Origin of the sequence: Pseudomonas sp. IC_126, from assembly GCF_004331835.1 — a bacterium.
Lineage (GTDB): Bacteria > Pseudomonadota > Gammaproteobacteria > Pseudomonadales > Pseudomonadaceae > Stutzerimonas.
Genome location: NZ_SJSS01000005.1, coordinates 25,519 through 49,545, shown reverse-complemented (window position 1 = coordinate 49,545; position 24,027 = coordinate 25,519). Strand labels below are relative to the sequence as shown.

21 protein-coding genes and 2 tRNA genes are annotated in these 24,027 nt (G+C 59.5%); 12 read left to right on the top strand and 11 right to left on the bottom strand.

What is annotated here, in order from left to right:
• Window positions 1-56 precede the first annotated feature (56 nt).
• On the bottom strand, window positions 57-2,795 hold the full coding sequence (gene secA / locus E0D86_RS15840; protein WP_131651005.1) for a preprotein translocase subunit SecA: 2,739 nt from the start codon (window positions 2,793-2,795) through the stop codon (window positions 57-59).
• Window positions 2,796-3,110: 315 nt separating this feature from the next.
• On the opposite strand from secA, the gene E0D86_RS15835 reads away from it, so the two are divergent.
• The 4 genes from E0D86_RS15835 to E0D86_RS15820 all read left to right on the top strand — a co-directional run bounded on the left by E0D86_RS15835 (window position 3,111) and on the right by E0D86_RS15820 (window position 4,901).
• Window positions 3,111-3,572 carry a DciA family protein gene (locus E0D86_RS15835; RefSeq protein WP_131651259.1) on the top strand — a complete coding sequence of 154 codons (462 nt, stop codon included), beginning with the start codon at window positions 3,111-3,113 and terminating at the stop codon, window positions 3,570-3,572.
• 115 nt (window positions 3,573-3,687) lie between these two features.
• Window positions 3,688-4,152, top strand: a complete 465-nt coding sequence (locus E0D86_RS15830) for a multidrug transporter (RefSeq protein WP_131651004.1) — start codon at window positions 3,688-3,690, stop codon at window positions 4,150-4,152.
• Between the two features lie 92 nt (window positions 4,153-4,244).
• Window positions 4,245-4,505: a YebG family protein gene (locus E0D86_RS15825; protein WP_131651003.1), complete on the top strand. Its 261-nt coding sequence runs from the start codon at window positions 4,245-4,247 to the stop codon at window positions 4,503-4,505.
• A 126-nt stretch (window positions 4,506-4,631) separates the two neighbouring features.
• A complete protein-coding gene (locus E0D86_RS15820) occupies window positions 4,632-4,901 on the top strand; it encodes a DUF3509 domain-containing protein (RefSeq protein WP_131651002.1) in 270 nt (89 codons plus the stop codon).
• A gap of 149 nt (window positions 4,902-5,050) precedes the next feature.
• Here the strand turns inward: E0D86_RS15820 and E0D86_RS15815 are convergent, their stop codons facing one another.
• The 4 genes from E0D86_RS15815 to E0D86_RS15800 all read right to left on the bottom strand — a co-directional run bounded on the left by E0D86_RS15815 (window position 5,051) and on the right by E0D86_RS15800 (window position 12,360).
• Window positions 5,051-7,672 carry a LuxR C-terminal-related transcriptional regulator gene (locus tag E0D86_RS15815; RefSeq protein ID WP_131651001.1) on the bottom strand — a complete coding sequence of 874 codons (2,622 nt, stop codon included), beginning with the start codon at window positions 7,670-7,672 and terminating at the stop codon, window positions 5,051-5,053.
• A 273-nt stretch (window positions 7,673-7,945) separates the two neighbouring features.
• Window positions 7,946-9,307, bottom strand: coding sequence for a DUF1329 domain-containing protein (locus E0D86_RS15810; RefSeq protein WP_131651000.1), 1,362 nt, complete (start codon window positions 9,305-9,307; stop codon window positions 7,946-7,948).
• A gap of 108 nt (window positions 9,308-9,415) precedes the next feature.
• On the bottom strand, window positions 9,416-11,230 hold the full coding sequence (locus E0D86_RS15805) for a DUF1302 domain-containing protein (protein ID WP_131650999.1): 1,815 nt from the start codon (window positions 11,228-11,230) through the stop codon (window positions 9,416-9,418).
• 572 nt (window positions 11,231-11,802) lie between these two features.
• Window positions 11,803-12,360 carry a hypoxanthine-guanine phosphoribosyltransferase gene (locus E0D86_RS15800; RefSeq protein ID WP_131650998.1) on the bottom strand — a complete coding sequence of 186 codons (558 nt, stop codon included), beginning with the start codon at window positions 12,358-12,360 and terminating at the stop codon, window positions 11,803-11,805.
• A 176-nt stretch (window positions 12,361-12,536) separates the two neighbouring features.
• Here E0D86_RS15800 and upp point away from each other — a divergent pair, with 176 nt between their 5' ends.
• The 3 genes from upp to E0D86_RS15785 all read left to right on the top strand — a co-directional run bounded on the left by upp (window position 12,537) and on the right by E0D86_RS15785 (window position 14,862).
• A complete protein-coding gene (gene upp / locus E0D86_RS15795) occupies window positions 12,537-13,175 on the top strand; it encodes a uracil phosphoribosyltransferase (protein WP_131650997.1) in 639 nt (212 codons plus the stop codon).
• A 1-nt stretch (window position 13,176) separates the two neighbouring features.
• On the top strand, window positions 13,177-14,439 hold the full coding sequence (locus E0D86_RS15790) for a uracil-xanthine permease family protein (RefSeq protein WP_131650996.1): 1,263 nt from the start codon (window positions 13,177-13,179) through the stop codon (window positions 14,437-14,439).
• A gap of 108 nt (window positions 14,440-14,547) precedes the next feature.
• A complete protein-coding gene (locus tag E0D86_RS15785) occupies window positions 14,548-14,862 on the top strand; it encodes a YkgJ family cysteine cluster protein (protein WP_131650995.1) in 315 nt (104 codons plus the stop codon).
• A gap of 115 nt (window positions 14,863-14,977) precedes the next feature.
• Here E0D86_RS15785 and E0D86_RS15780 read toward each other — a convergent pair whose 3' ends face one another.
• From E0D86_RS15780 to hemA, 6 genes are all read right to left on the bottom strand, one after another.
• Window positions 14,978-15,496 (bottom strand): acyloxyacyl hydrolase, encoded by a 519-nt coding sequence (locus tag E0D86_RS15780; RefSeq protein WP_131650994.1) that lies wholly within the window; start codon window positions 15,494-15,496, stop codon window positions 14,978-14,980.
• Window positions 15,497-15,582: 86 nt separating this feature from the next.
• Window positions 15,583-16,374, bottom strand: a complete 792-nt coding sequence (gene murI, locus E0D86_RS15775; RefSeq protein WP_131650993.1) for a glutamate racemase — start codon at window positions 16,372-16,374, stop codon at window positions 15,583-15,585.
• Complete coding sequence (locus E0D86_RS15770) at window positions 16,367-17,122, bottom strand: molybdopterin-synthase adenylyltransferase MoeB (protein WP_131650992.1); 756 nt, start codon at window positions 17,120-17,122, stop codon at window positions 16,367-16,369. The genes murI and E0D86_RS15770 overlap by 8 nt, the downstream gene beginning before the upstream one ends.
• Window positions 17,123-17,144: 22 nt before the next feature.
• Window positions 17,145-17,972 carry a peptide chain release factor N(5)-glutamine methyltransferase gene (gene prmC / locus E0D86_RS15765; protein ID WP_131650991.1) on the bottom strand — a complete coding sequence of 276 codons (828 nt, stop codon included), beginning with the start codon at window positions 17,970-17,972 and terminating at the stop codon, window positions 17,145-17,147.
• Between the two features lie 78 nt (window positions 17,973-18,050).
• A complete protein-coding gene (gene prfA / locus E0D86_RS15760) occupies window positions 18,051-19,133 on the bottom strand; it encodes a peptide chain release factor 1 (protein WP_131650990.1) in 1,083 nt (360 codons plus the stop codon).
• Window positions 19,130-20,398 carry a glutamyl-tRNA reductase gene (hemA, locus tag E0D86_RS15755; RefSeq protein WP_131650989.1) on the bottom strand — a complete coding sequence of 423 codons (1,269 nt, stop codon included), beginning with the start codon at window positions 20,396-20,398 and terminating at the stop codon, window positions 19,130-19,132. The genes prfA and hemA overlap by 4 nt, the downstream gene beginning before the upstream one ends.
• 180 nt (window positions 20,399-20,578) lie before the next feature.
• Between hemA and E0D86_RS15750 the strand changes: the two genes are divergently transcribed.
• The 5 genes from E0D86_RS15750 to E0D86_RS15730 all read left to right on the top strand — a co-directional run bounded on the left by E0D86_RS15750 (window position 20,579) and on the right by E0D86_RS15730 (window position 23,997).
• Window positions 20,579-22,306 (top strand): tetratricopeptide repeat protein, encoded by a 1,728-nt coding sequence (locus E0D86_RS15750; protein WP_131650988.1) that lies wholly within the window; start codon window positions 20,579-20,581, stop codon window positions 22,304-22,306.
• A 3-nt stretch (window positions 22,307-22,309) separates the two neighbouring features.
• The gene (gene lolB, locus E0D86_RS15745) at window positions 22,310-22,927 is read left to right on the top strand and encodes a lipoprotein insertase outer membrane protein LolB (RefSeq protein WP_131650987.1); all 618 of its coding nucleotides are present in this window, start codon (window positions 22,310-22,312) and stop codon (window positions 22,925-22,927) included.
• Window positions 22,927-23,787 carry a 4-(cytidine 5'-diphospho)-2-C-methyl-D-erythritol kinase gene (ispE, locus tag E0D86_RS15740; RefSeq protein ID WP_131651258.1) on the top strand — a complete coding sequence of 287 codons (861 nt, stop codon included), beginning with the start codon at window positions 22,927-22,929 and terminating at the stop codon, window positions 23,785-23,787. The genes lolB and ispE overlap by 1 nt, the downstream gene beginning before the upstream one ends.
• A gap of 14 nt (window positions 23,788-23,801) precedes the next feature.
• Window positions 23,802-23,876: transfer RNA gene (locus E0D86_RS15735), tRNA-Gln, on the top strand.
• Window positions 23,877-23,922: 46 nt separating this feature from the next.
• Window positions 23,923-23,997, top strand: a tRNA-Gln gene (locus E0D86_RS15730).
• The last annotated feature ends 30 nt before the right edge of the window (window positions 23,998-24,027 follow it).

The window sequence follows — 24,027 nt, the reverse complement described above, 5'->3', positions numbered from 1 at the left end:
AAAACGCCGCGAGCGGCTAAGCCGGTCGCGGCGCGGGTCATAACGGGTGGTTCAGGTTATTGGACCTGCCCGTGACAATGCTTGTACTTCTTGCCTGAGCCGCAGGGGCACGGCTCGTTGCGCCCGATCTTCGGTTCGACACGCACCGGAGCAACAGGTGCGGCGGCACCACCGGCGGCTTCTGGCTCCTCCTCGGGCTGTTCCAAGGCCGAAACTTCGGCATGCTGAAACTGCATGCGCTGCGCCAGCTCCTCGGCCTCGCGACGCAGACGCTGCTCTTCCTCAGCAGGATCCTCGCGGCGGACCTGGACGTGGGAAAGGACGCGAATGCTGTCGCGCTTGATCGATTCGAGCAGCTCCTGGAACAGCGTGAACGACTCACGCTTGTATTCCTGCTTCGGGTTCTTCTGGGCGTAACCGCGCAGATGGATACCGTGACGCAGATGATCCATGGTCGACAAATGATCTTTCCACAGATCATCAAGCACACGCAGGACGATTTGCTTCTCGAAGGATCGCAGCGCCTCTGCACCAGCCATTTCTTCCTTCTCGTTGTAGGCGTCGATCAGGGCCTGCAGGATGCGCTCGCGCAGGGTTTCCTCGTAGAGCTTCTCGTCTTCGTCAAGCCACTGCTGAACCGGCAAACGAACTCCAAAATCGCTGTACAGCACCGCTTCTAGGCCGGTGATATCCCACTGCTCTGGCAGCGACTGCGGCGGAATGTGCTGGCTGATAGCGGAATCGAGCGTTTCACGTCGGAACTCGGCGATGGTCTCGCCGATTTCATCGGCCGCAAGCAGACTGTTGCGCATGTGATAGATGACTTTGCGCTGCTCGTTGGCAACGTCGTCGTACTCCAGCAGCTGCTTGCGCATGTCGAAGTTTCGACCTTCGACCTTGCGCTGCGCTTTCTCGATGGCGTTGGTGACCATGCGATGCTCGATGGCCTCGCCGGATTCCATGCCCAGCGCCTTCATGAAATTCTTGACGCGATCCGAGGCGAAGATGCGCATTAGGCTGTCTTCAAGGGACAGATAAAAACGGCTGGAACCGGCATCGCCCTGACGACCGGCGCGACCGCGCAGCTGGTTGTCGATACGACGCGATTCGTGACGTTCGGAAGCGATCACATGCAAACCACCGGCTTCGAGAACCGCCTGATGGCGTTTCTGCCAGTCGGCCTTCAACTGCGCAACCTGCTCTTCCGTGGGGTTCTCCAGCGCAGCGACTTCAACCTCCCAGTTGCCGCCGAGAAGAATGTCGGTACCGCGACCGGCCATGTTGGTGGCGATGGTCACCGCGCCCGGGCGACCGGCCTGCGCAATGATCTCGGCTTCCTTGTCGTGGTGCTTGGCGTTGAGCACCTTGTGCTCGATGCCTTCCTTTTCAAGCAGCCGCGACACGTACTCGGAACTCTCGATCGTCGCCGTACCGACCAGAACCGGGCGGCCGTTGTTCTGGCAATCCTTAATGTCGGTGATGATCGCAGCGAACTTCTCTTCCTGGGTCAGATAGACCAGGTCGTTGTAGTCCTTGCGCGCGAGCGGCTTGTTGGTCGGAATGACCATGACCGGCAGGCTGTAGATCTGCATGAACTCGAAGGCTTCGGTATCGGCGGTGCCGGTCATACCGGAAAGCTTGCTGTACAGACGGAAGTAATTCTGGAAGGTCGTGGAGGCCAGGGTCTGGCTCTCCGGCTGGATCGGCAGGTTTTCCTTCGCCTCGATGGCTTGGTGCAGACCTTCGGAAAGACGGCGACCTGGCATGGTACGACCGGTGTGCTCGTCGATCAGCAGAACCTGGTTGTTCTGCACGATGTATTCGACGTTGCGATGGAACAGTTTGTGCGCGCGCAGACTGGAATAGACATGTGTCAGCAATCCCAGATTGTGTGCGGAATAAAGACTTTCGCCTTCGGCCAGTAGCCCGGCGCGGGTGAGCATCTCCTCGACGAACTGGTGGCCCTGCTCGTTCAGCTCGACCTGGCGGGTCTTTTCATCGATGGAAAAGTGGCCCTCTTGAGTGACGACACCCTCTTCTTCCTCGATGTGCTGCGTGAGCAGCGGAATCAGCTGGTTGATCTGCTGATAAAGCTTGGAGCTGTCCTCGGCTTGACCGGAAATGATCAGCGGCGTCCGCGCTTCGTCAATGAGGATCGAGTCCACCTCGTCGATCACCGCGAAGTTGAGTTCGCGCTGGTTCTTGTCCGCAAGGCTGAACGCCATATTGTCGCGCAGGTAATCGAAGCCAAACTCGTTGTTGGTGCCGTAGGTAATGTCGGCGGCATAGGCGGCACGCTTTTCTTCCGGTGGCTGGAATGGCGTGACGATGCCCACGGAGAGACCGAGGAACTCGTATAGCGGACGCATCCAGTTGGCGTCGCGGCGCGCCAGGTAGTCGTTCACCGTGACCACGTGAACGCCCTTCCCAGCGAGCGCGTTGAGGTAGACCGCGAGCGTTGCCACCAGGGTCTTGCCTTCACCGGTGCGCATCTCGGCGATCTTGCCCTCATGCAGGGTCATGCCACCGATCAGCTGTACATCGAAGTGACGCATGCCCATCACGCGCTTGCCGGCTTCGCGGCAGACCGCGAAGGCTTCGGGGAGAATCTGGTCGAGGGTCTCGCCTTGGCCGAGGCGGGCCTTGAACTCTTCGGTTTTGCTTCGCAATTGCTCGTCGGACAGAGACAGCATCTGCTCTTCGAGCGCATTGACGGCTTGTACCGCCTTGAGCATGCGCTTGACCTCACGGTCATTCTTGCTACCAAAGAGCTTCTTCATTAAAGGCGCAAACATATCGACAAGGACTTCCATGCTGGGGATGGAGGCACGGCCGCGGGGCCACCACGGCTGCGTGCAAAGGGGGCATTCTACTCGGAAACGTCCGAGAGGAAAGGTGCCTTACTGCGCAGCCAAGGCAGCCAAGCATGCGGTAAATTGCCGACCGCACGGTCACGTCCGAAGCCGCAAGGGCTATCTGCCAGCACATGCGGCCCAACTACAGATGGGCCAGTTGCTTATCTACGTTCACCGCCTCGATCGGCCGACCCGGCGATATCCGAGGCTTCTGCTAAGATAGCCCGCTCATCCTTTCCAGTTCGAGCCTTGACCATGTCGCTGCGTCCCCTGCCGGCCCGTGCACCCGTTGCGCTGCTACGCGAGGCGAAGCCGCTGAAAGCCTTGTTCGGCGAGGCAAGACGGCTCGACCACCTGCAACGGCTGGTCGAAAGCCAGTTGCAGCCCGCAGCGCGAGAGTATTGCCGTGTGGCCTCGTGGCGTGAGGGCACTCTTCTCCTCATCGTCACCGACGGTCATTGGGCGACGCGTCTGCGCTATCAACAACGCCGCTTGCAACGGCAACTGCAAGGCATGAACGAATTCACCGGGCTGAACCGGATCCAGTTCAAAGTCCAACCTCCCGAGGCGCCCCGATATAAACCCGGGCCGGCACCGGAACTGTCGGCAAGCGCAGCGGACAACATCCAGCAAACCGCGCAGGGCATTACAGATCCGAGACTCAAGGCCGCGCTCGAGCGACTCGCCAGCCATGCCCAGCCGGCCAAAGACGACTGACCCGCGCGTATCTGCGCATGACGCGGTCGCAACCCAACCTAGTCAGCGTTAGCATGTTCGCGGACTCAATCGAAATCGAGGTATTGATGCCTGCCCTCTCGAAAGGCGACCGATCGTGCTGATCGGCGCCCTGTTGATCGCCACCTGGGTGATCCTGCTGATTCGCTATCCCGTTCGAGCGATTCCAATCTCACTGGGAGCATTATTCGGGTTGGGCCTGGTTGCCGCGTGGGTGATCTGGCAGGAACAACGTGAAGTACGCCTGCTTGCTCAGCTCGAACTACGGTTGGAATACGCACCCGCGACCTGTCCGGCGGCACAGCCGCTGCGTATCACGATCGACAACCATAGTCCGCAGCCATTGCGAAGCCTGCGTTGGGAGATCGGCGCCTATTCGCCCGGCTCCAGCCTAGATTTGGTGACATCGAACTACGACGCGCCTCAATACCGCGGGCCGGGTGACCTGCAACCCGGCCAACGCTGGGAATCCTGCTTCCCCTTGCCGCCGCTGCGCGCCGGCTATCGCGGCAGTAGCCTGGAGTTTCGGGCCGAGCGGCTTCAAGGGCACTTCGACCATTGAGATGGCCATAGGACACACAAGCGCTTTTCATTCGTCGCCGGGCGGCATATGCTGTATAAAAAACCAGTAACTCAATTTAGCCGAGGTGGTTGATGGCCGTCGAAGTGGTGTACCGCAGCAGCCGGGACCTGGAGCGTTTATTCATGGATAAAGCCGAAGCCGATCGTCACGACAAAATGCTTGAGCTGGCCGAAGCCCTCGCTGCGGCGTTGCAGAAGGCCTCTCCATCCCTGAGCGAACAGCAAGCCGATGACATAGGCATCTTCATGGCCCGGCATCGAGACCTGTTTGCCAAGGCTTTCAAGAACAATCCAGAAGTACTTACTGAGCTGCCAGCCACGACCGAAGAGTGATGGCGCCCCCCCTCATCGCACCCGTCCGGTGCTACGTATCGCCACAGGGAAACACGCCCAACGGGCGAAACTTGTCATTCGATCCGCCGGTCCATTGCGTGCAGTCATCCAAACCAGGTAACCGGCATGGACAGTCCATTCAAAAAAATCAGCGATGTGTTTCAGCCCCACTACAACGTCAATTTCAGCATCGAAAAACCTGACGGCAGTATTCTGCTGACGCTGACTGACGCAGCTGGCGTGGCGGTCAAACGATTCATTAGCACCAGCCAATGGCGGGACCAGCAGCAGCTCGAACGCTTGATCACCAGCCTGCAGTTCAGCTTGGCGATCGAACGTGGTGAACACGCCAGCCTCTATCGGCTGGCCAAGCATTCAACCTCAGCCACTCAATAATCGACGCCTGACGCCTGCAGTAGCTGCTACCCCCGCGCTGTTCTTCCGACAAAAATAAAAAGATTTCTGGTTCTGCCGACTCGATGTTTTGACACCGCGCGCCGCACCACTGCGCCCGTCTCGGTCGCTTTCGCCTTCATCCGAACCGATCAGAGCCAAGCCAAAGCCTTGGCGCGAGCTACAGCCTGCGTACGCCTGGCGACGCCCAGCTTGGTATTGATACGACGAGCATGGGTTTTGACGGTGTGAAGCGAAATAAAGAGTTGTTCGGCAATTTCCTGATTCGAACATCCCTGAGCGATAAGGCGCAGTACCGTGAGCTCACGATTGCTTAGAACCACCTCCTCGTTTGACGCAACAGCCTCGTCAGGCTCACGCTCGAACTGCAGAAGCCGATCTCGCAGACTTTCACCTTTATTGACTGGCAAAATTCTGGCGAGCCATTGTGGTTGACGATGCTGCAATTCGTACAACGGCTTAATCAAGTGCTGCCTTGCCGCCTCCCCAAGGGCTTTGCGCAGCTCCACTTCCGCCTCTTCATGCCGACCATCCAGCTGCAGCGCTTCGGCCAACGTGAACCGGCACTCACAGGCCAGACCTAATCGCTGTGAACGCAGATTCTGCTCGATCAGCTCGCGCAGCGTGTCGATGGCCAGCGAGCAACGTCCCGACAGCAGATCGATCACGGCAAGATAGCGCTGCACCCGTGGCAGCAACTCGTAAAACCCCGACGGGACCAGATAGCTGTGTCCTTTGTAAAGCTCCAGCACCTGCATGAAAACAGCCCTGGCTTTTTTCAATTGCTCCTGATGAAGCCAGGTCAGACCCGTTATCAATAGCAGGATGCCGCGGAATCGCGCCTCCGGCACATGCCGCCACTGCGCCAGCCGCTCAGCTTCACGCAACCAATGGTACGCCGTCGGAAATTCCTGCTTGCGAGCCGCCAGCTCCGCCAGCCCGGCGTAGCCAAAGAAAACGTAGGAATCCCCGCAGGTTTCAGTCTCGATTCGCCCCTGCTGATAAGCTTCCCGCGCCAGCTCGTCGAGCCCCTGATACGCCAACAGATGGCCCTGCAGCAACTTTAGGCGACCAATGATGGGGCTGTGCCTGACGTTGTCGCGCAGCACCAGCAGCGACTCGTCCAGCACACCTACCGCGCGCTCGAACTCCCCAGTCAGCTCCAGCAGCTGAATTCGGTCGACGTTGAGCATCGCTTCATACAACACGCTGCCCTTGAGCCGAGCCAGCTTCATTCCTTCGCTGTTGTAGTGCTGCGCAAGCTCGAGCCGGCTTTCAGCCATTGCGTGCTGAGATAACGCCTGATAACAGAGTACTCGCTGCGCCCAGGCATGATCTGACAAAACCTCAAGCGCCTGGAGGCAATAACTCCTGGCCTCCGGCTCCCCTCGCAGTCGCGCAAGAAAGCCACGTAGCGCTTGCCATTGGGCCAGCAGTTGCGCCTGGCGACGGGCGTCGGGCTGGGGAAAGAACTTCGCCAGATCGGCAAGACAATTATCTACCTCATCGAGCCGGGCGGAGATGATCAGTGCCCAGCCATGCAGCACGATCAGTCGAGTAGTGCTGTTGAACAAATCCTGCGGCAGCTCGCTGCGCCATTTCAGAAAATGCGAGACGTTGTCGCCGATCAGTAATTGCTCCTGTCCGTAACGCTGCAAGAAATTGGCGGCGACCTCGGGCTGCCCCGCCCAAAGCGCATGTTCCACTGCCTCACGCATCTCGCCGCGGTTGGCGAACCACTGGCACGCACGCAAATGGACCTGAGTCGGTGAAACGGTCTCCGGCATCCGTCGTAGCATCGATGCAAAGGGGCGCCACAGACGAAACCACTCACCGCAATTGTCGATCTGCCGAATGAACAGCTGGAAGGTCTTCAGCACATCCAGAATGTCGCTACCGCTTCCGTCGAGCACATGTTCGCAAAGCTGCGGTGAAAAACGTGGCATTTGCGCCAGCGCGAACAGTGCCCGGCAAACGTCTTCGCTCTGCCCTTCGAGCACTTCTCGCTGAACGTAATCTCTCAGCAATGGCGTTCCCGCCACCAGTCGCTCGCGCACCGCCTGCTCATCTGCATTCAGCAGCAACAGGCTGACGCCGGCCAACCAACCTTCGCTACCGGCCAACAATCTCTTGAAGGTGTCGTCAGCCAACTCCAGACGGTGTGCTTCGAGCAACTGCCTGAGCTCGCCGGCAGTGAGCGCCAACGCCTCGGCTTCCAGTTCGAACAGGTCACCCTGCAGCAAAAGCCGGGGCAATTTCCACGCTGGTTGCCGGCGGCTACTCACCCACCAACTGACGGACTCGGGACCTCTTTCCAGAAGCAGGTCAAGGCAGGCATCGAACTGTACGGCGGCCTCACGCGGATAGTCATCGAGCATGATCCAGAGCGGTCGCGGAAAGTCATTCAACAGATCGACGAGATCCTGCTGCACGTCTCCGCTCGGTGCCGAGGGGATACCGAGGACCCGACTCAGTTGAGCATGCAGCGCCTCGACGGAGAACGGCCGCCCGCCAAGATCAAGCCATACGAGATGCGTGTCAGCAGGCATTCGCCGAGCACACTCGTTCATCAACACGCTTTTGCCGAAACCCGCTGGTGCGCAGATCAAACGCAGGCGGCAATGGGCTTCGAGCAGTGCCTCTACCAGCCGCGGTCTGGAAATATGAATGGGGGGTAAACGCGGAATAGTCGCAACTTGAACCTGCGCGGCGGCCTCTGTGCTAAGTGCACCAGGGTTGAAGCGTACGGACATGGCGAGGTTTCTCTTATTCGTGTCAGTCCATTGAAAACGCGATGAGCGCAGCCAAAGACCCTGCTCCGAGGGCCTACAACCTTGAACCGTATCGTTGCGCTTTTGCGGTAATAACCTGCACGATCCCGCTGCTTTTGTCGACTCGAGCAAAGTGCTCAGCCTGCTCTGCGCGATATCCGGTCGACTACTGGCTAAAAAGTATCATCCTCCGCTTCGCAAGAAAAAAAAAGGCGGCCAAACGGCCGCCTTATTCACTACGTGGATTTCAATCGATCAGCGCACCCCGGCATTACGCAGAGCGGCGGGTGTGAAGTCCCGAGCCGACGCCTTGTAGCCGAACTCATGCGCTTTCTCTTCGTTGCTCATGCCGATCGCGATATAGCGACCCGAGATGATGTCGTAGAGCGCTTCGAAGGCGAAGGTTGGAACCTGATGCTGATAGTACTGCACCATATGCCCCTCACCGACGCGCCACAGCTGGCCGCGACCGTCATAGAGTTCGGATTGCACGATGGTCCAGCTATCCTCGTCGACGAAGAAACGGCGCTTGGCGTAGATGTTGCGCTCGCCATCCTTGAGGTTGGCTTCGATCTCCCAGACACGATGCAACTCGTAACGAGCTAGATCCTGGTTGACGTGACCGGCCTTGAGGATGTCGCTGTACTTCACATCGCTGGAGTTGATTTCGAAGCTGTTATACGGGATATACAGCTCCTTCTTGCCGATCAATTTCCAGTCGTAGCGATCAGGCGCGCCGCTGAACATGTCGAAGTTGTCCGTGGTACGCATACCGTCGGACGCGGTGCCCGGACCGTCGTAGGCAACCTGCGGAGCGCGACGGACGCGACGCTGGCCGGCGTTGTAGATCCAAGCCTGACGCGGCTCTTTCACCTGATTAAGCGAGTCGTGCACTAGCAACACGTTACCGGCGAGGCGTGATGGCGCCGTTACCCGCTGCTTGAAGAACAGCAGCGCATTCTTGGCACGCTCCGGATCCAGATCCGTCATGTCGCTCGGGAACGCCACTTCATCCTCGAAGTGCACCAGGGTGTAGCTGCCGTTCGTTTGCGGGGTAGCCTGGACGATATTGCGGCGTACGTTACCCCCACGGTAACGGGTGATGTGGTTCCAGACGACTTCCAGACCACTCTTCGGAATCGGGAAGGCGTAGTAGCGACTGTCGGCGAAATTGTCGACCCCGTTACCCCCGGCAACCAATTCGGTATTCAATGCGCTTTTCTTGGCCGCTTCGTAAATGGCGTCAGGCACAGCAGCGCTGCGATGCGTCGGGAATACGCGAATCTTGTAGGTTTCCGGATAACGCTTGAACATCGCCTGCTGACCTGCGGTCAGCTTGTCCTTGTACTGCTCGACGTTCTGCGCGGTGATGACGAACTCGGGTTTTTCGTCCTTGAAGGGGTTGGTCAGGTGGCCGTTAACCAACGGAGCGGCATCGGTAGGCAGACCGCCAGTCCACGCAGGGATGGTCCCGTCGGCGTTACCGGCTTTTTCGGCACCGAGCGGAGTCAATGAAGTGCCGAGCTTCGCGGCTTCCTCGGGAGATACAGCGGCCATGACGCTGCTTGCGAGCAGCGAGAGGGCCAAGACACTGAATAGTTTTCTTGTTGTTTTCATACGCTTCCAGTTCCTCTTGATCTTGTTTTGGCCGGAGGCCTTGCATGAAGCTAGTCGCGCGGCGGAGCCTTTCGCGGGCCCCGCTCGACGACTTTGAAGCGGCCTCCTTTAGAAGTTCACACCTACGCTCAGTGCGAGGAAGTCACGGTCGACCAGCGTGTTGTAATCGCCACCGAAGAAGTCGGTGTACGACAGGCTGGCGGTGTAGGTGTTCTGGTAGACGGCGTCTACGCCAACGCTGATAGCCTTGGAACCTTCGTTGAACAAGCCGTTAGGGCCATAGCCGTCGACGTCATGAGAGAAGGATAGGTTCGGGGTCAGGTTCACCCCGGCGAACACGTTGCTGTAATCGGCCAGCGCGCGCAGACGGTAGCCCCAGGAGTTGGCGGTTACGAAGCCGTCCCAGCCATATCGCGCCTCCGAAGCGGCGTTGCTGGGTTGGGTTCCAGCCGGGGAGCCGTAAATTGCGTCTCGCCCATAACGCACATCACGCCTACTTTCTAACCCACCAACGTGCGCGTAGCCGATTTCGCCAACGAGCGTAACCCGTCCGGCACCAAGCACCTGATCGAAGAAGTGTGTGAAAGTTGTTTGAAGCTGCGTTACTTCTTTCCGGTTGTAACCATGCGTATCGAGACCAGCTTGAGCGGCGGCCAAGCCAGGGCCACCAGCTAACAATGCTTCAACAAAGCTCAGCGCCAGTCTACCCGTGGTGTCAGTAGTATTGATTTGAATGGGCAGATTCGGCCTATAGCTCAACTCGCCCGACCACGCAGTGCCGGTGGGTAGGGTTGTGGAAAAGCTAAGCCCGTATAGACGTATATCTTCCGGGTATTCAAGAAAATACTGCCCATTGCCAAGCAAAAGAGCTTGAGCAGTTGAAATTTGCCCAGCACCGGCCGCTTGAAGTGCACCACCAATCACTAAGGGATTGCTTGTGTTTTGCATACTCAAGTTAGGCGTGCGGCTGTGGTAATTCATGAAGTAAGCGCCGTATTCCGTAGCATCACCAAGCCAACGCAACGCAACCCCGAACTGACCAGAATCACGAGCGTCACGATCGCCGCCGCGAGGAACCATTAACCCCTCGTCAGTTACCGTCAAGCCTGCTTGTTGCAAAGCAGCAGTTTGAGCCGCACCGAATGGGCCAAGGATGTGATAGTTGTTGTCACAACCGTCGGCCGCTACGTCTGCGCTAGAAAAGAAGGTGCCGCAGTTATCGACGATGGTCTGATCCCACTCCAACTGATAGAACGCCTCCATACTCAGGCGATCACTCAGGCTCTGGGACACATACAGCATATTGACCGGAATCAAACCTTCCTTGATTTCCGCACCTGGGCGGCGGAAAGCTGCGGCGTCGAGCGGGTTGATGGAGTTGATCGAGTTACCGATAAAGGTACTTTCACCCCAACTAACCACTTGCCTACCGACACGTACCGTGCCGGGCAAATCGCCTACGTAATAGTTGTGGTAAAGGAAAGCATCGAGAATCTGGGCACCGGAAGACTGCGCAGCCTCTTTACGGTTGCTGTCGCTAATATCCTTGAACAGACGATCTTCATCCTTCAGTTCAAAGTCATACCAGTACTTGCCACGAATGAATGCGCCACTGTCGCGATAGCGCAGTTCGAGGTCATGAATGCCTTTAAAGATTTTCGAGAAGGTCTCGCCCTTTTTGAAGTTCAGACGGCCATCGTCACCAGTCTGAGTAAAGCCGGTACCGCCATTGGCTGCACCTACCAGATCCATATCGGGATCATCCATTGCCCAACTAGCCCCAACGGACATTGCCGAGTCGAATTGCCCCTCGATTTCCCCGATATTGAAACTAACGGCATAAGCCGGTGCGGCAGTTCCCAGCGCAACGGCGAGAGCCAATGCCTTGGGCTGGAAGATTCCTTGCCTTGTTGTTTTTGTCATGAGGCGCTCCTGGTTGGTTCGAAGTAGGCTCACCCTAACCACACGGCAGCGGAGGGTTAAGCGCACTAAGGTTTGATTTGTTTTGTAATCCTAAAGTATGAACGGCCTTCCCGTTACTGGCTTGCAACGGAGCATCACCCTATCGGAAATGCCGCCCCCAGCGAAGCTATCGAAGAGCTTAGCCGCAAGGCAAATTGGTGCAAGCCCCGAAATAGAGCAGCTGCGACGCCGTTTGCGGAAAATCTGCAGAACTACGCTCAATCAACCCCAGGCGACTTGAACCGAAGCGCCCGTAATCAGCATCGCAACTCACAGGCTGTAAGGAAGGCAAAACGCTATCGGCGAGTCGGAGCGTTACCCAAGCACAGCGCCTTGGGGCGAAACGAAACAACTGAAAGGTCGAAAGCCGCTGCTAGGGCATTCGCGCCGGTCTACAGTGAGAAGCCGAGCAAACGCTAGTCGCTCGGCGCGAAGGGATAGCCCAACCGGAACAGGAAATGTGGCGAGATAGCCGCTTAGTCAGAAATCAGAGCCGAGCATTCGGCCCTGACGGGATATCAAGGCAAGCCGACTTACATTCCTTTAACGGCATAGATACCAGGAGCGTTGCGCCAATAGCCCTTGTAGTCCATGCCGTAACCGAACACGTAGCGATCAGCACAGCTGAGCCCGACGTAATCCGCTTTCAGGTCTGGACGGGCCTTGCGCTGGTGCTCCTTGTCGACCAGCACCGCGGTATGCACCGCAGTGGCACCCGCATGACGACAGAAATCGATGATCGCGCCAAGGGTATGCCCTTCATCCAGAATGTCGTCGATGATCAACACATCGCGGTCAATGAAGGAAATCTCCGGCTTGGCCTTCCAGAATAAGTCGCCACCGCTCGTCTCGTTGCGATAACGCGTGGCGTGCAGGTAGGAGAGCTCCAGCGGAAAGTTGAGCTTCGGAACCAGCTTGCCGGAGAAGATTAGCCCTCCGTTCATGACGCAGAACACCACCGGGTTACGGTCGGCCAGCTCGCCATTGATTTTTGCGGCCACCGCATCGATTGCCGCCTCAACTTCGGTTTCGGAATAAAGACAATCGGCTTCGGCCATGATCTGGCGGATATGTGCGAGATCGACGGACATGGGCGATGCTCCAAGACAGAGAAGAGAAGGAAGCAGCTCAGTCGGCTGCGCACAAAATAAGGGGCGCGACGATACCGATGCCATTGCGACCAAGGCAAGCCCTGATTGATACATCAATAGCCGCTAACACCCCGATGCATTAATCTACGCCGGTTTATTCGACCGCCGGAGCCACCATGACCATTCGAGAGATCCGCCACCCGCTAATTCGCCACAAACTTGGGTTGATGCGTCGCGCCGATATCAGCACCAAGAACTTTCGCGAACTGGCGCAGGAGGTCGGGTCGATCCTGACGTACGAGGCGACTCGCGACCTGCCGCTGGAGAATTACAGCATCGAGGGCTGGTGCGGCCCGGTCCAGGTGGAAAAGATTTCCGGCAAGAAAATCACTGTGGTACCGATCCTTCGAGCCGGCATCGGGATGCTCGACGGCGTGCTCACTTTGATTCCCGGCGCTAAGGTAAGCGCGGTAGGCATCGCCCGTAATGAGGAAACTCTGCAGGCACACACCTATCTGGAACGCTTGGTAGACGATCTTGATCAGCGTCTGGCGATGATCATCGACCCGATGCTGGCAACCGGCGGTTCCATGGTCGCGGCAATCGACATGTTGAAAAAAGCTGGCTGCAAGGAGATCCGTGCGCTGGTGCTGGTCGCTGCGCCGGAGGGCATCGATGCCGTGGAAAAGGCTCACCCGGACGTCATCATCTATACCGCCTCCATTGATGAGCGCCTGGACGAGCATGGTTATATCGTGCCCGGCCTGGGCGATGCGGGGGACAAGATCTTCGGCACCAAGCAGAAGGACATCTAAGATGTCGCAACCCATGGAAGAAGCGCTCGGCCGCCAAGTTCTCGCCGGCGCGCAGATGCTATTCGTGGCGTTCGGCGCACTGGTGCTGATGCCGTTGATCACCGGCATGGATCCCAACGTTGCGCTGTTCACTGCCGGTATCGGTACCCTTCTGTTTCAACTGGTCACTAAGCGTCAGGTGCCCGTGTTTCTGGCATCGAGCTTCGCATTCATCGCGCCGATCATCGCGGCCAAAGGTGACTTCGGCCTACCTGCGGTACTCGGCGGCGTAGTCGCGGCGGGCATCGTCTATATAGTTCTCGGTTTTGCGGTTCGCCTTAAAGGCCCGGGCTTTATTGACCGGCTGCTGCCACCCGTTGTAATCGCTCCGGTCATCATCTCCATCGGCCTCGCGCTTTCGCCTGTCGCGGTGAACATGGCAATGGGCAAGGCCGGCGACGGCAGCGCCCAACTGGTGCCGTACGAGACCGCCATGCTGATCTCGATGCCGGCGCTGTTGACGACGCTGCTGGTGGCCGTACTCGGCAAAGGGTTGTTCCGGCTGGTGCCGATACTTGCAGGCGTCGCAGTGGGGTATGGCCTATCGTTCGCTTTCGGCGTCGTGGATACCACCGGCATCGCCGCGGCGCCCTGGCTGGCGGTTCCGAACTTCGTCGCTCCCGAATTTCATTGGGGCGCGATTCTGTTCATGGTCCCGGTGGCGTTGGCCCCTGCGATCGAACACATCGGTGGCGTGGTGGCCATCGGCGGGGTCACTGGCAATAACTTCATCAAAAAGCCGGGGCTACACCGCACATTGCTAGGTGACGGTCTGGCCACCTCAGCCGCTGGCCTGTTCGGCGGCCCGCCCAATACCACCTACGCGGAAGTCACCGGCGCGGTGATGCTGACCAAGAACTACAACCCGAAAATCATGACCTGGGCAGCCATCTTCGCCATCGTCCTGGCCTTCATCGGCAAGTTCGGAGCGGGCTTGCTGAGCATTCCAGTGCCGGTGATGGGCGGCATCCTTTGCCTGCTGTTCGGTTCGATTGCCGTAGTCGGCCTGAGCACGCTGATCCGCCATCAGGTGGATCTGGCGGAAGCGCGTAATCTGATCATCGTTTCGGTGACGCTGGTGTTCGGCATTGGCGGCATGGCGATCGGCTATGGCGAATTCACGCTGTCAGGCATCTCCCTTTGCGCGATCATCGCGCTGCTCCTCAACCTGCTGCTGCCGGGCGGAGAAGGTTGGAAGAACAAGCAGCTCGAAGAAAATAGCTGACGCGATTCTGGCCAGCCGCCTCTCTTGAGCTGGCCTTCGCCGTTGCGCGTCGAGCGGTCTGTCATCACCGTTGCAGCTATCGCTGGGCAGGAGGGGTAGACTGCCCCGATGAGCCTGCCCAACATCCCCCATCGACAACTGAGCGGAGCTGCTGTGAGCTGCTCCACTTGCGCCGCCTGTTGCTGTCGACTTGAGGTTCTTCTCATCACCGATACCGGCGTACCGGAGCGCTTTATCGATGAGGACGCCTGGGGTGGCCAGGTCATGCGCCGTCTCGATGATGGCTGGTGCGCGGCGCTCGACCGCGACAGCATGCGCTGCACCATCTATGAGAAGCGCCCGCTGATCTGCAGAGAGTTCGAACTCGGCTCGGAGGATTGCCTGGAGGAGCGAAAGGGCTCTGAACGGGCTTATCAGGACTGAGAGGGCGGGAGTGAACGGGTGAGCGCAACGTTAAGTAAGACCCATCGAGCATAAATAGCCGATGGGTTTCACCTGCGCGGCCCGCACCATGCTACGGGCACGTGGCCTCCGGCGCTTAGAACGACGCCCGATAATGCACTGCGTAACTTTCGATGCCATCGTTCGGATTCTTGATCCCGGCGTTGGAATAGTGAATTGCCCGGATACCAACTTCGTGCCCGCCTGCGAATCGCAGCCCCGCGCCGAAGCGATCTTCGAACTGGAACGATGACCCCAGATCCTTATCTTCTACTTTGGTGTTCTCGAATGCCGCAACACCGATACCCAGTTCCAGATAAGGCTTCACCGCATCTCCGGCGAACTCGTAGACGAACACCGGTGCCAGCGACACGCTATGGTTACTCGAGGTTTCGTCACCTTCCCAATAGGTGTACCCAGCATCCCAATATCCGGTGAGCCGCCCCACGCTCGTCTGGAACCAGCTGCGGTTGAAGTCGAATTGCGCACCAAGGCGATAAGTCATTGTCGACTCACCGGTCTGGCCGACGGCAGCTGTCAGGTCCAGCGCATGAACAGCAGCCACCTGACCCAGCGAAACGGCGGCAATCGCAGCGAGGGAGATCAGTTTTTTCATCGGAATTTCCTTATCGAAAAGTTGGCGTCGCTTGTTTTTTTTCGAGCATTAACTCGAATACAGAAAGCAGGCGCAGCGGGGAGTTCCTAATTAGAGTAGTCGGCTACCGTGCCGTTTTCGCCCCAAAGTACCGGGAGTACGCCGGCCAATTGGCGGGGATCGCCACTGCTCCAGAATCGTATCGCCGGTTCGCCATGCCCCAGCAGGTCGCGCGCTGCCAGCACCGCTTCGAGATGCCGCGCCACCGCGGCCCCGGTGTCTACCAGAGTTACGTTAGACGGCAGCAGCTCGGTTAGCAGCGGTTTGATGAACGGATAGTGAGTGCACCCCAGTATCAGTGTGTCGCAGCCCTGCTCGATCAAAGGCTGGACGAACTCCTGCAGCAACGAACGCGTCGTGTCGCCATTGAGCTCGCCGGCCTCGATGCACTCGACCAGACCGGGGCAGGGCTGGGTGATGACCCGAACATCGCTGGCAAAGCGGTCGAGCAATGCGGCGAATTTCGCGCTTTTCAGCGTGCCGGTGGTCGCCAGCACCCCCACGACACCGCTGCGAGTCGCCTGTGCGGCGGGCTTTACCGCCGGCTCCATCCCCACCAACGGGACATTCGGATACAGCTCGCGAAGCTCGGCCACACCCGCGGCAGTTGCGGTATTGCAAGCCAGCACCAAAGCCTTGGCGCCCTGCCCCAGCAAGAAGTCAGCGATTGATCGGCACCGCTGACGAATGAATTCCGGACTTTTTTCGCCGTAGGGCACATAACCGCTGTCGGCCAGGTACAACAACGACTCCTGCGGTAAGCGCGCGCGAATCTCCCGCAGCACCGACAGCCCGCCCACGCCGGAATCGAAGACGCCAATCGGCGCGTTATCAGCCATGGCGGTCGCCGCAAACCGCACAGGCCGGGTCGCGCTTGACCTTCAGTTCGCGAAAGCGACCGGACAGCGCGTCTATCAACAGCAGCCGGCCTACCAAAGGCTCACCGAAGCCGGCGAGCAGCTTCAGCGCTTCAAGCGCCTGCAGACTACCCACCATTCCCACCAAGGGCCCCACTACGCCGGCCTCGCTACAGGTCAGTTCGGCTTCGCTGCCATGACCATAAAGGCAGTGGTAGCACGGGCTTGTCGTCACTCGCGGATCGAACACCGACAGTTGCCCCTCGAGCCGGATCGCAGCACCGCTCACCAAGGGTTTGTTCGCGCTGACGCAAGCGGCATTCACGGCTTCCCTCACGGCAAAGTTGTCGGTGCAATCGAGCACCAGATCTACCTCAGCCACAGCCGCGTCAAGGGTATCGACATCCATCGCGGCGCGGTGCGGCACCAGCTTCACTAAAGGATTGAGCCCCGACAAACGCGCAATCGCCGAGTCCACCTTCTGCACCCCGACCGAAGACGAATCATGAATGATCTGCCGCTGCAGATTGGTCAGATCGACGCTATCGAAATCCGCCAGATGCAGCTCTCCCACACCTGCGGCGGCCAGATAAAGCGCCACGGGCGACCCCAGCCCGCCCAGCCCGACGATGAGCACCCGGCTCTGCTTGAGTTTCAGCTGACCGTCGATATCGATCTGTTTCAGCAATATCTGCCTGCTGTAACGCAGCAGCTCCTCATCGCTCAGCATGTTGCTCTCCTGGATGATGAAATCATGGCCGACGGCCCAGACTGATGCGCTCGTGCCCGCCAAAATCCCTGCGGCTTTCGACGTCGGCGAATCCGCTCGCCACAAGCAGCTCGCGCACCGCCGCTGCCTGATCGTAGCCATGTTCCAGCAGTAACCAGCCGTCTTCCTGCAGATACGCCGGTGCCTGGTCGATGATCTGGCGAATGTCATCCAGACCATCCACACCGGCAATCAGGGCGCTGCCCGGCTCGAAACGCACGTCACCCTGCTCCAGATGCGGATCTCCGGCAGGGATATAAGGTGGATTGCTGACGATCAGCCGATAGCGCTGCCCCTCCACTATGGAAAACCAATGGCTTTCATGGAATCGCACGTTATCCAGGCGCAGCTGCTGGGCATTACGGGCCGCCAGCGCAACCGCCTCAGCGACGCGGTCTACACCCGTCACCTGCCAGGCCGGACGCTCGCTGGCCAATGCCAAGGCAATCGCACCCGTGCCGGTGCCCAGGTCCAGAATCTGCGCCGCAGTTGTCGGAATCAGTTGCAGCGCGGTCTCGACCAGCAGCTCGGTGTCCGGGCGCGGAATCAGCGTATGCGGCGCGACTTCGAGATCCAGGCTCCAGAACCCTTGCCGACCAAGGATATAGGCCACCGGCTCGCCACGGCGGCGGCGCGCCAGGCATTCGCTAAAGACGCGACACTGCTCGGTGTCGAGCTCCCTTTCCGGCCAGGTGTGCAAATAGCTGCGCGACTTGCCCAGCACATGGGCGAGCAACAGCTCCGCGTCGAGCCTGGCGCTTGGTGAGTCGGGCAAGTTGCTGTCGTTCAGCAGGGATTCAATGTTGGCCATAAGGTTAAGCCTCAAGCGAAAGCCTCAAACGACAACACGCCACATACTCAACTTATGGCTTGAGGCTTGCCGCCGTCGTTAATCTCCCAACGCTGCCAGCTGATCCGCCTGATATTCCTGCAATAGCGGTTCGATAACTTGCTCCACCGCGCCGCCGATGACTTCGCCAAGCGAATACAGGGTCAGGTTGATGCGGTGATCGGTCACGCGTCCCTGCGGGAAGTTGTAGGTGCGGATGCGCTCGGAGCGGTCACCGGAGCCAACTAGCAGCTTGCGGGTATCGGAGATTTCCTTGTGGGCGGCGCTATCCTGCACGTCCTGCAACTTGGCCGCCAGCCACGACATGGCGCGGGCGCGGTTCTTGTGCTGCGAGCGCTCTTCCTGGCACTCGACGACGATACCGCTGGGCATATGGGTGATGCGCACGGCCGAATCGGTCTTGTTGATGTGCTGCCCGCCGGCGCCGGATGCGCGATAGGTATCGACACGCAGATCGGCCGGGTTGATCTCGATGGCAATCTGCTCGTCAGGCTCCGGCAGCACAGCCACAGTACAGGCCGATGTATGGATACGGCCCTGGGATTCGGTCTCCGGGACGCGCTGGACGCGGTGGGCGCCAGACTCGAACTTCAGCTTGGCGTAGACATTGTCGCCCTCGACGCGCGAGATGACCTCCTTATAGCCGCCGTGTTCACCCGGACTTTCTGAGAGGATCTCGACGCGCCACCCTTGCCGTTCGGCGTAGCGGGAATACATGCGAAACAGATCGCCCGAGAAGATCGCCGCCTCGTCACCGCCCGTACCGGCGCGTATTTCGAGAAAGACGTTGCGCCCGTCCTTCGGGTCCTTCGGCAGCAGCATGCGCTGCAGGCGGGCTTCAATTTCCTCCAGCTTCGCGCGCGCGTCGGCCACTTCCTCTTCGGCCATCTCGCGCACATCCGGGTCGTTATCCTTGAGCAGCGCCTGGGCGCCTTCGAGGTCCGACTGCAGCTTGAGGAATTCACGGTAGGTGCCGATGACCGGTTCTACCTCGGCGTACTCGCGCGAATAGGCACGAAACCGCGTCTGGTCGCTGATCACCTCGGCGTCGCCAAGCAACGCCGTCAGCTCTTCGAAGCGGTCCTGCAGAATGTCGAGTTTATTGAGCAGCGACGCTTTCATGGTTTGTCCGTGCTGTCCGGCAAGGCGAAGAGTTCCTGAACGATGTTCAGTGCCTCCACTCGCCCTTCGGCAGAAAGTTTTTTCAGCTGAACGCTGGGTGCGTGCAGCAGTTTGTTGGTCAGCCCTCGCGCCAGCTGGGCCAGCGCATCCTCGGGCGTACCGCCATTGGCCAGCAGCCGCTGTGCCTTAACTAACTCTTCATCTCGAATGCGCTCCGCGTGCTGTCGATAGGACTTGAGCACGTCTACCGCAGCCAGCTCCCGTAACCGCCCCATGAACTCATCGGTTCCAGCGTCGACCAGCTCTTCGGCGGCCTGGGCGGCACCTTGTCGACTCTTGAGATTCTCCGCCACCACCTCATGCAGATCATCGACGGTATATAGGTAGACATCGTCCAGCTCGCCGACCTGCGCCTCTATGTCGCGGGGCACGGCGATATCGACCATGAACATCGGCTTGTGCTTGCGCTTCTTCAGCGCCTGCTCCACGGCGCCCTTGCCCAGAATCGGCAATTGGCTGGCGGTGGAGCTGATGACGATGTCGCTGTTATAGAGTTCCTGCGGGATGTCGGCGAGCAGGATCGCATGGGCGCCGAACTGCTCCGCCAGCACGCTGGCGCGCTCGAGGGTACGGTTGGCAACCACGATGCGCTTGACGCCCTGCTCGTGCAGATGACGAGCGACCAACGTAATGGTCTCACCAGCACCGATCAGCAGAGCCTGGCTGCGGTGAAGGTCGGCGAAGATCTGCTTGGCCAGACTGACCGCGGCAAAGGCCACCGAGACAGGACTCTCGCCGATGGCGGTATCGGTCCGCACGGTCTTGGCGGTGCTGAACGTCGCCTGGAACAGACGCCCCAGCAGCGGACCGACGCTGCCGGCTTCGCGCGCGACGGCATAGGCCGACTTCATCTGCCCGAGAATCTGGGGCTCGCCGAGCACCATCGAGTCCAACCCGGACGCGACGCGCATCATGTGGCGCACCGCCTGATCGTCGGTATGAACGTAGGCACAGGCCCGGACGTCTTCGAGATTCAGCCGATGATAATTGGCCAACCAGGCCAGCACCGCCTCGGCCTCGACCTGGTCCTGCTCTAGGTACAGTTCGCTGCGGTTACAGGTCGAAAGAATCGCGGCCTCTCGCGTCGGCGTGACACGGCACAGCTGCTGGAGCGCCTCGACCGTTTGTTCAGGCGTGAATGCAACACGCTCGCGCACGTCCACCGATGCGGTCTTGTGATTAATGCCAAGCGCGATGAAAGCCATGCAGGGTCGCTGATCGAAAACGGAGCGCGCGATTCTCCTACTTCGCCTGTCTCAGAACAACCATTGCCCTTCATTGTCTGTACCTATCGAGCCTTCCCACTCGCCTCGCATGCCAGCCCGTGCGCTTGCCTGACGGCTTGTGTCATGATGCCACGACCCCAGACCAGCCTTGTAATCCCTATGAAAAAACTCCTCGCCCTCAGCGCCCTTCTGTTTCTCGGTGGCTGCCAAAGCATCATGCAGAGCACGGCCGAAAGCAGCCCGCCGGTCGAGGAGGCCACTCCGCAAGCCGTTGAGCCAGATACCGGCACATATGGCTCGTTCAGCAGCGACACGCTTTATGCCCTGCTGGTGGCCGAACTGGCGGGCCAACGCAATCGCTTCGACATCGCCCTGGGCAATTACGTCCAGCAGGCCAATGCGACCCAGGATGCGGGCGTCGCCGAGCGCGGATTCCGCATCGCCGAATACCTCGGCGCCGAGCAGGCCGCGCTGGACACGGCGATGATCTGGGCGAGCAACGCCCCAGACAACCTCGACGCCCAGCGCGCCGCGGCAGTGCAGCTGGCGCGTGCTGGGCGTTATGAGCAATCGATGGAATACATGGAAAAGGTGCTGCAGGGTCAGGGCGACACCCACTTCGACTTCCTTGCCTTATCCGCCGCCGAGACCGACCCCGATACTCGAACCGGCCTGCTGAAGAGCTTCGACCAGCTGCTGGCCAAACACCCGAACAACCCCCAGCTCCAATTTGGCAAGGCGGTGCTGCTGCAGCAGGACGGTCGTCCGGAAGAAGCGCTCGCATTGCTCGAAGCGCAGTCCGCCGGCGAGCATGAAGTGCCGTCGATACTGCTCCAGGCTCGCCTGCTACAGATCCTCGAACGTGGCAAGGAAGCGCTGCCGCTGCTGGAGAAGAGTCTGCGCCGGCATCCCGAAGACAAACGCCTTCGCCTGACCTACGCGCGCCTGCTGGTCGAGCAGGATCGCCTCGACGAGGCCATGGGTGAATTCGCCACGCTGGTCCAGCAGCACCCCAGCGATGACGACCTGCGTTTTTCGATGGCCTTGGTATGCCTCGAAGCACAAGCCTGGCGCGAAGCGATCGTGTATCTGGAAGACCTGATAGCGCGCGGCAGTCACCGCGATGCGGCCCATTTCAACCTCGGCCGCGCCTATCGCGAGCTGAACCAGCCCGAGCAGGCGCTAAGTGCCTTTTCCAAGGTCGGCCCTGGCAATGAGTATCTGCCGGCAAAGTTGATGCAGGCGGAGCTGCTGTTCACCCTCGATCGCAACGAAGAAGCCTCGCGGTTGCTGGCTAGCGCCCGCGACGAACAGCCCGACTATGCCATCCAGCTGTATCTGATCGAGATCGAAGCACTCTCTGGCCAACAGCGCCTCGATGCGGCCTGGCGACTTACCGAGCAAGCGCTGCAGCAGTTTCCAGAAGACCTCAACCTGCTCTATACCCGCGCGATGATCGCCGAAAAGCGTGGCGACCTGGCGCAACTCGAGCAGGACTTACGCTTCATCATCGAGCGCGAACCCGACAACGCCATGGCCATCAACGCGCTGGGCTACACCCTTGCCGATCGCACCGATCGATACGAGGAAGCCCTCGCCCTCATCGAGCAGGCCTACCGGCTCAGCCCCGATGACGCCGCTATTCTCGACAGCCTCGGCTGGGTCAACTATCGCCTGGGCAACCTGGAGGAAGCTGAAACCCAGTTGCGCAAGGCCCTCGAGCGCTTTCCAGACCACGAAGTCGCCGCCCACCTCGGCGAGGTGCTCTGGGTGTCTGGCAAAAAACGTGAAGCGCGGGCCGTCTGGGCCGAAGCGCTAAAGCAACAGCCGGACAGCCAGATACTGCGTGAAACTATCAAACGCCTGACAGGCTCGGAGAATCCCTGACCCATGAAGCTGATGCGCAACCTGCTCCCCGCTCTCGTGCTGTTGCTCGCCGGCTGCGCCGGTCTCGGCCCGCAGGAATCGATCGAAGGCCCCGGCAACAAGGAAGACTGGACGACTCACAAGGCGCGGGTCAGTGAAATCGATGGCTGGCAGATCAGCGGGAAGATCGGCATTCGCGCGCCGCAGGACTCGGGCAGCGGCACGCTGTTCTGGCTGCAGCGTCAGGATTATTTCGATATTCGTCTCTCCGGCCCACTGGGGCGTGGCGCCACTCGCCTGACTGGCCGGCCTGACGCCGTCGCGCTGGAAGTCGCGGGCCAGGGCCGTTTCGAAGCCGAATCCCCGGAAGCGCTGGTGGAAAGTCAGCTCGGCTGGCAATTGCCCGTATCGAACCTGCTCTGGTGGGTGCGCGGACTCCCCGCGCCGGACAGCCGCAGCCGTATCGCGCTGGACGCCAACGGCCGCCTCGCCAACCTGCAGCAGGACGGCTGGGACATCCAGTATCTCGGCTACAGCGAAGAAGGCGGCTACGCTCTGCCGTCGCGCATCAAGCTGGCAGGCCGCGACCTGCAGATCACATTGGTAGTCAAGGACTGGCAGCCGCGCCAGCTCGGCCAATGATGCACAGGCTGACCCTGCCGGCCCCGGCCAAACTCAATCTGATGTTGCACATCCTTGGTCGTCGCGCCGATGGCTACCACGAGCTGCAGACGCTGTTTCAGTTTCTCGATTACGGCGACGAACTGACCTTCACGCCTCGTGCCGATGGCCAGATCCAACTGCACACCGAACTGCCTGGCGTCGATCACGAAAACAACCTGATTGTACGTGCCGCGCGCCTGCTGCAGAGCCACAGCGGATGCAGCCAGGGCGCCGACATCGAACTGATCAAGCGCCTGCCCATGGGCGGCGGCATAGGCGGCGGCAGCTCCGATGCGGCAACCACGCTTATCGGGCTCGATTACCTTTGGCAGACAGAGCTGGGCGAGGACCAGCTGGCGAAGATCGGCCTGTCGCTTGGGGCCGATGTGCCGGTATTCGTGCGGGGTTATGCGGCCTTTGCCGAAGGGGTGGGCGAGCGCTTGCAACCGGTCGAATTGAGCGAGCCGTGGTTCCTCGTAATCGCCCCGCAAGTCTCTGTTAGTACAGCGGAAATATTTTCCGACCCAGAGTTGACACGCAATACCCCCGCCATTACAGTTCGCAGCCTTCTTGAAGGGGGCGGTCATAACGACTGTCAGCCGGTGGTCGAGAAGCGTTATCCAGAAGTTCGTAACGCTTTGAGCTTGTTGAACAATTTCGTTCCAGCAAGAATGACCGGCACTGGAGCTTGTGTGTTTGGGAGCTTCCCAAACAAAGGTGAGGCTGATAAAGTTTGCCGCCAACTTCCAGCCGATTTACCAGCTTTCGTAGCTCAAGGCCGCAACATTTCGATGCTGCACCGAAGGCTCGCGCAACTGGCGCAGGAAGTAAGTGGTTAGAGGTTGTACGTTACAGGGGCGTCGCCAAGCGGTAAGGCAGCAGGTTTTGATCCTGCCATGCGTTGGTTCGAATCCAGCCGCCCCTGCCATAACCTTCGGGTTAGTGCAGCAGCAACACTTCAAGTTTATATCCACAGGGGCGTCGCCAAGCGGTAAGGCAGCAGGTTTTGATCCTGCCATGCGTTGGTTCGAATCCAGCCGCCCCTGCCAAACATCACGAGAGCTGTTCAAAACGCCTGG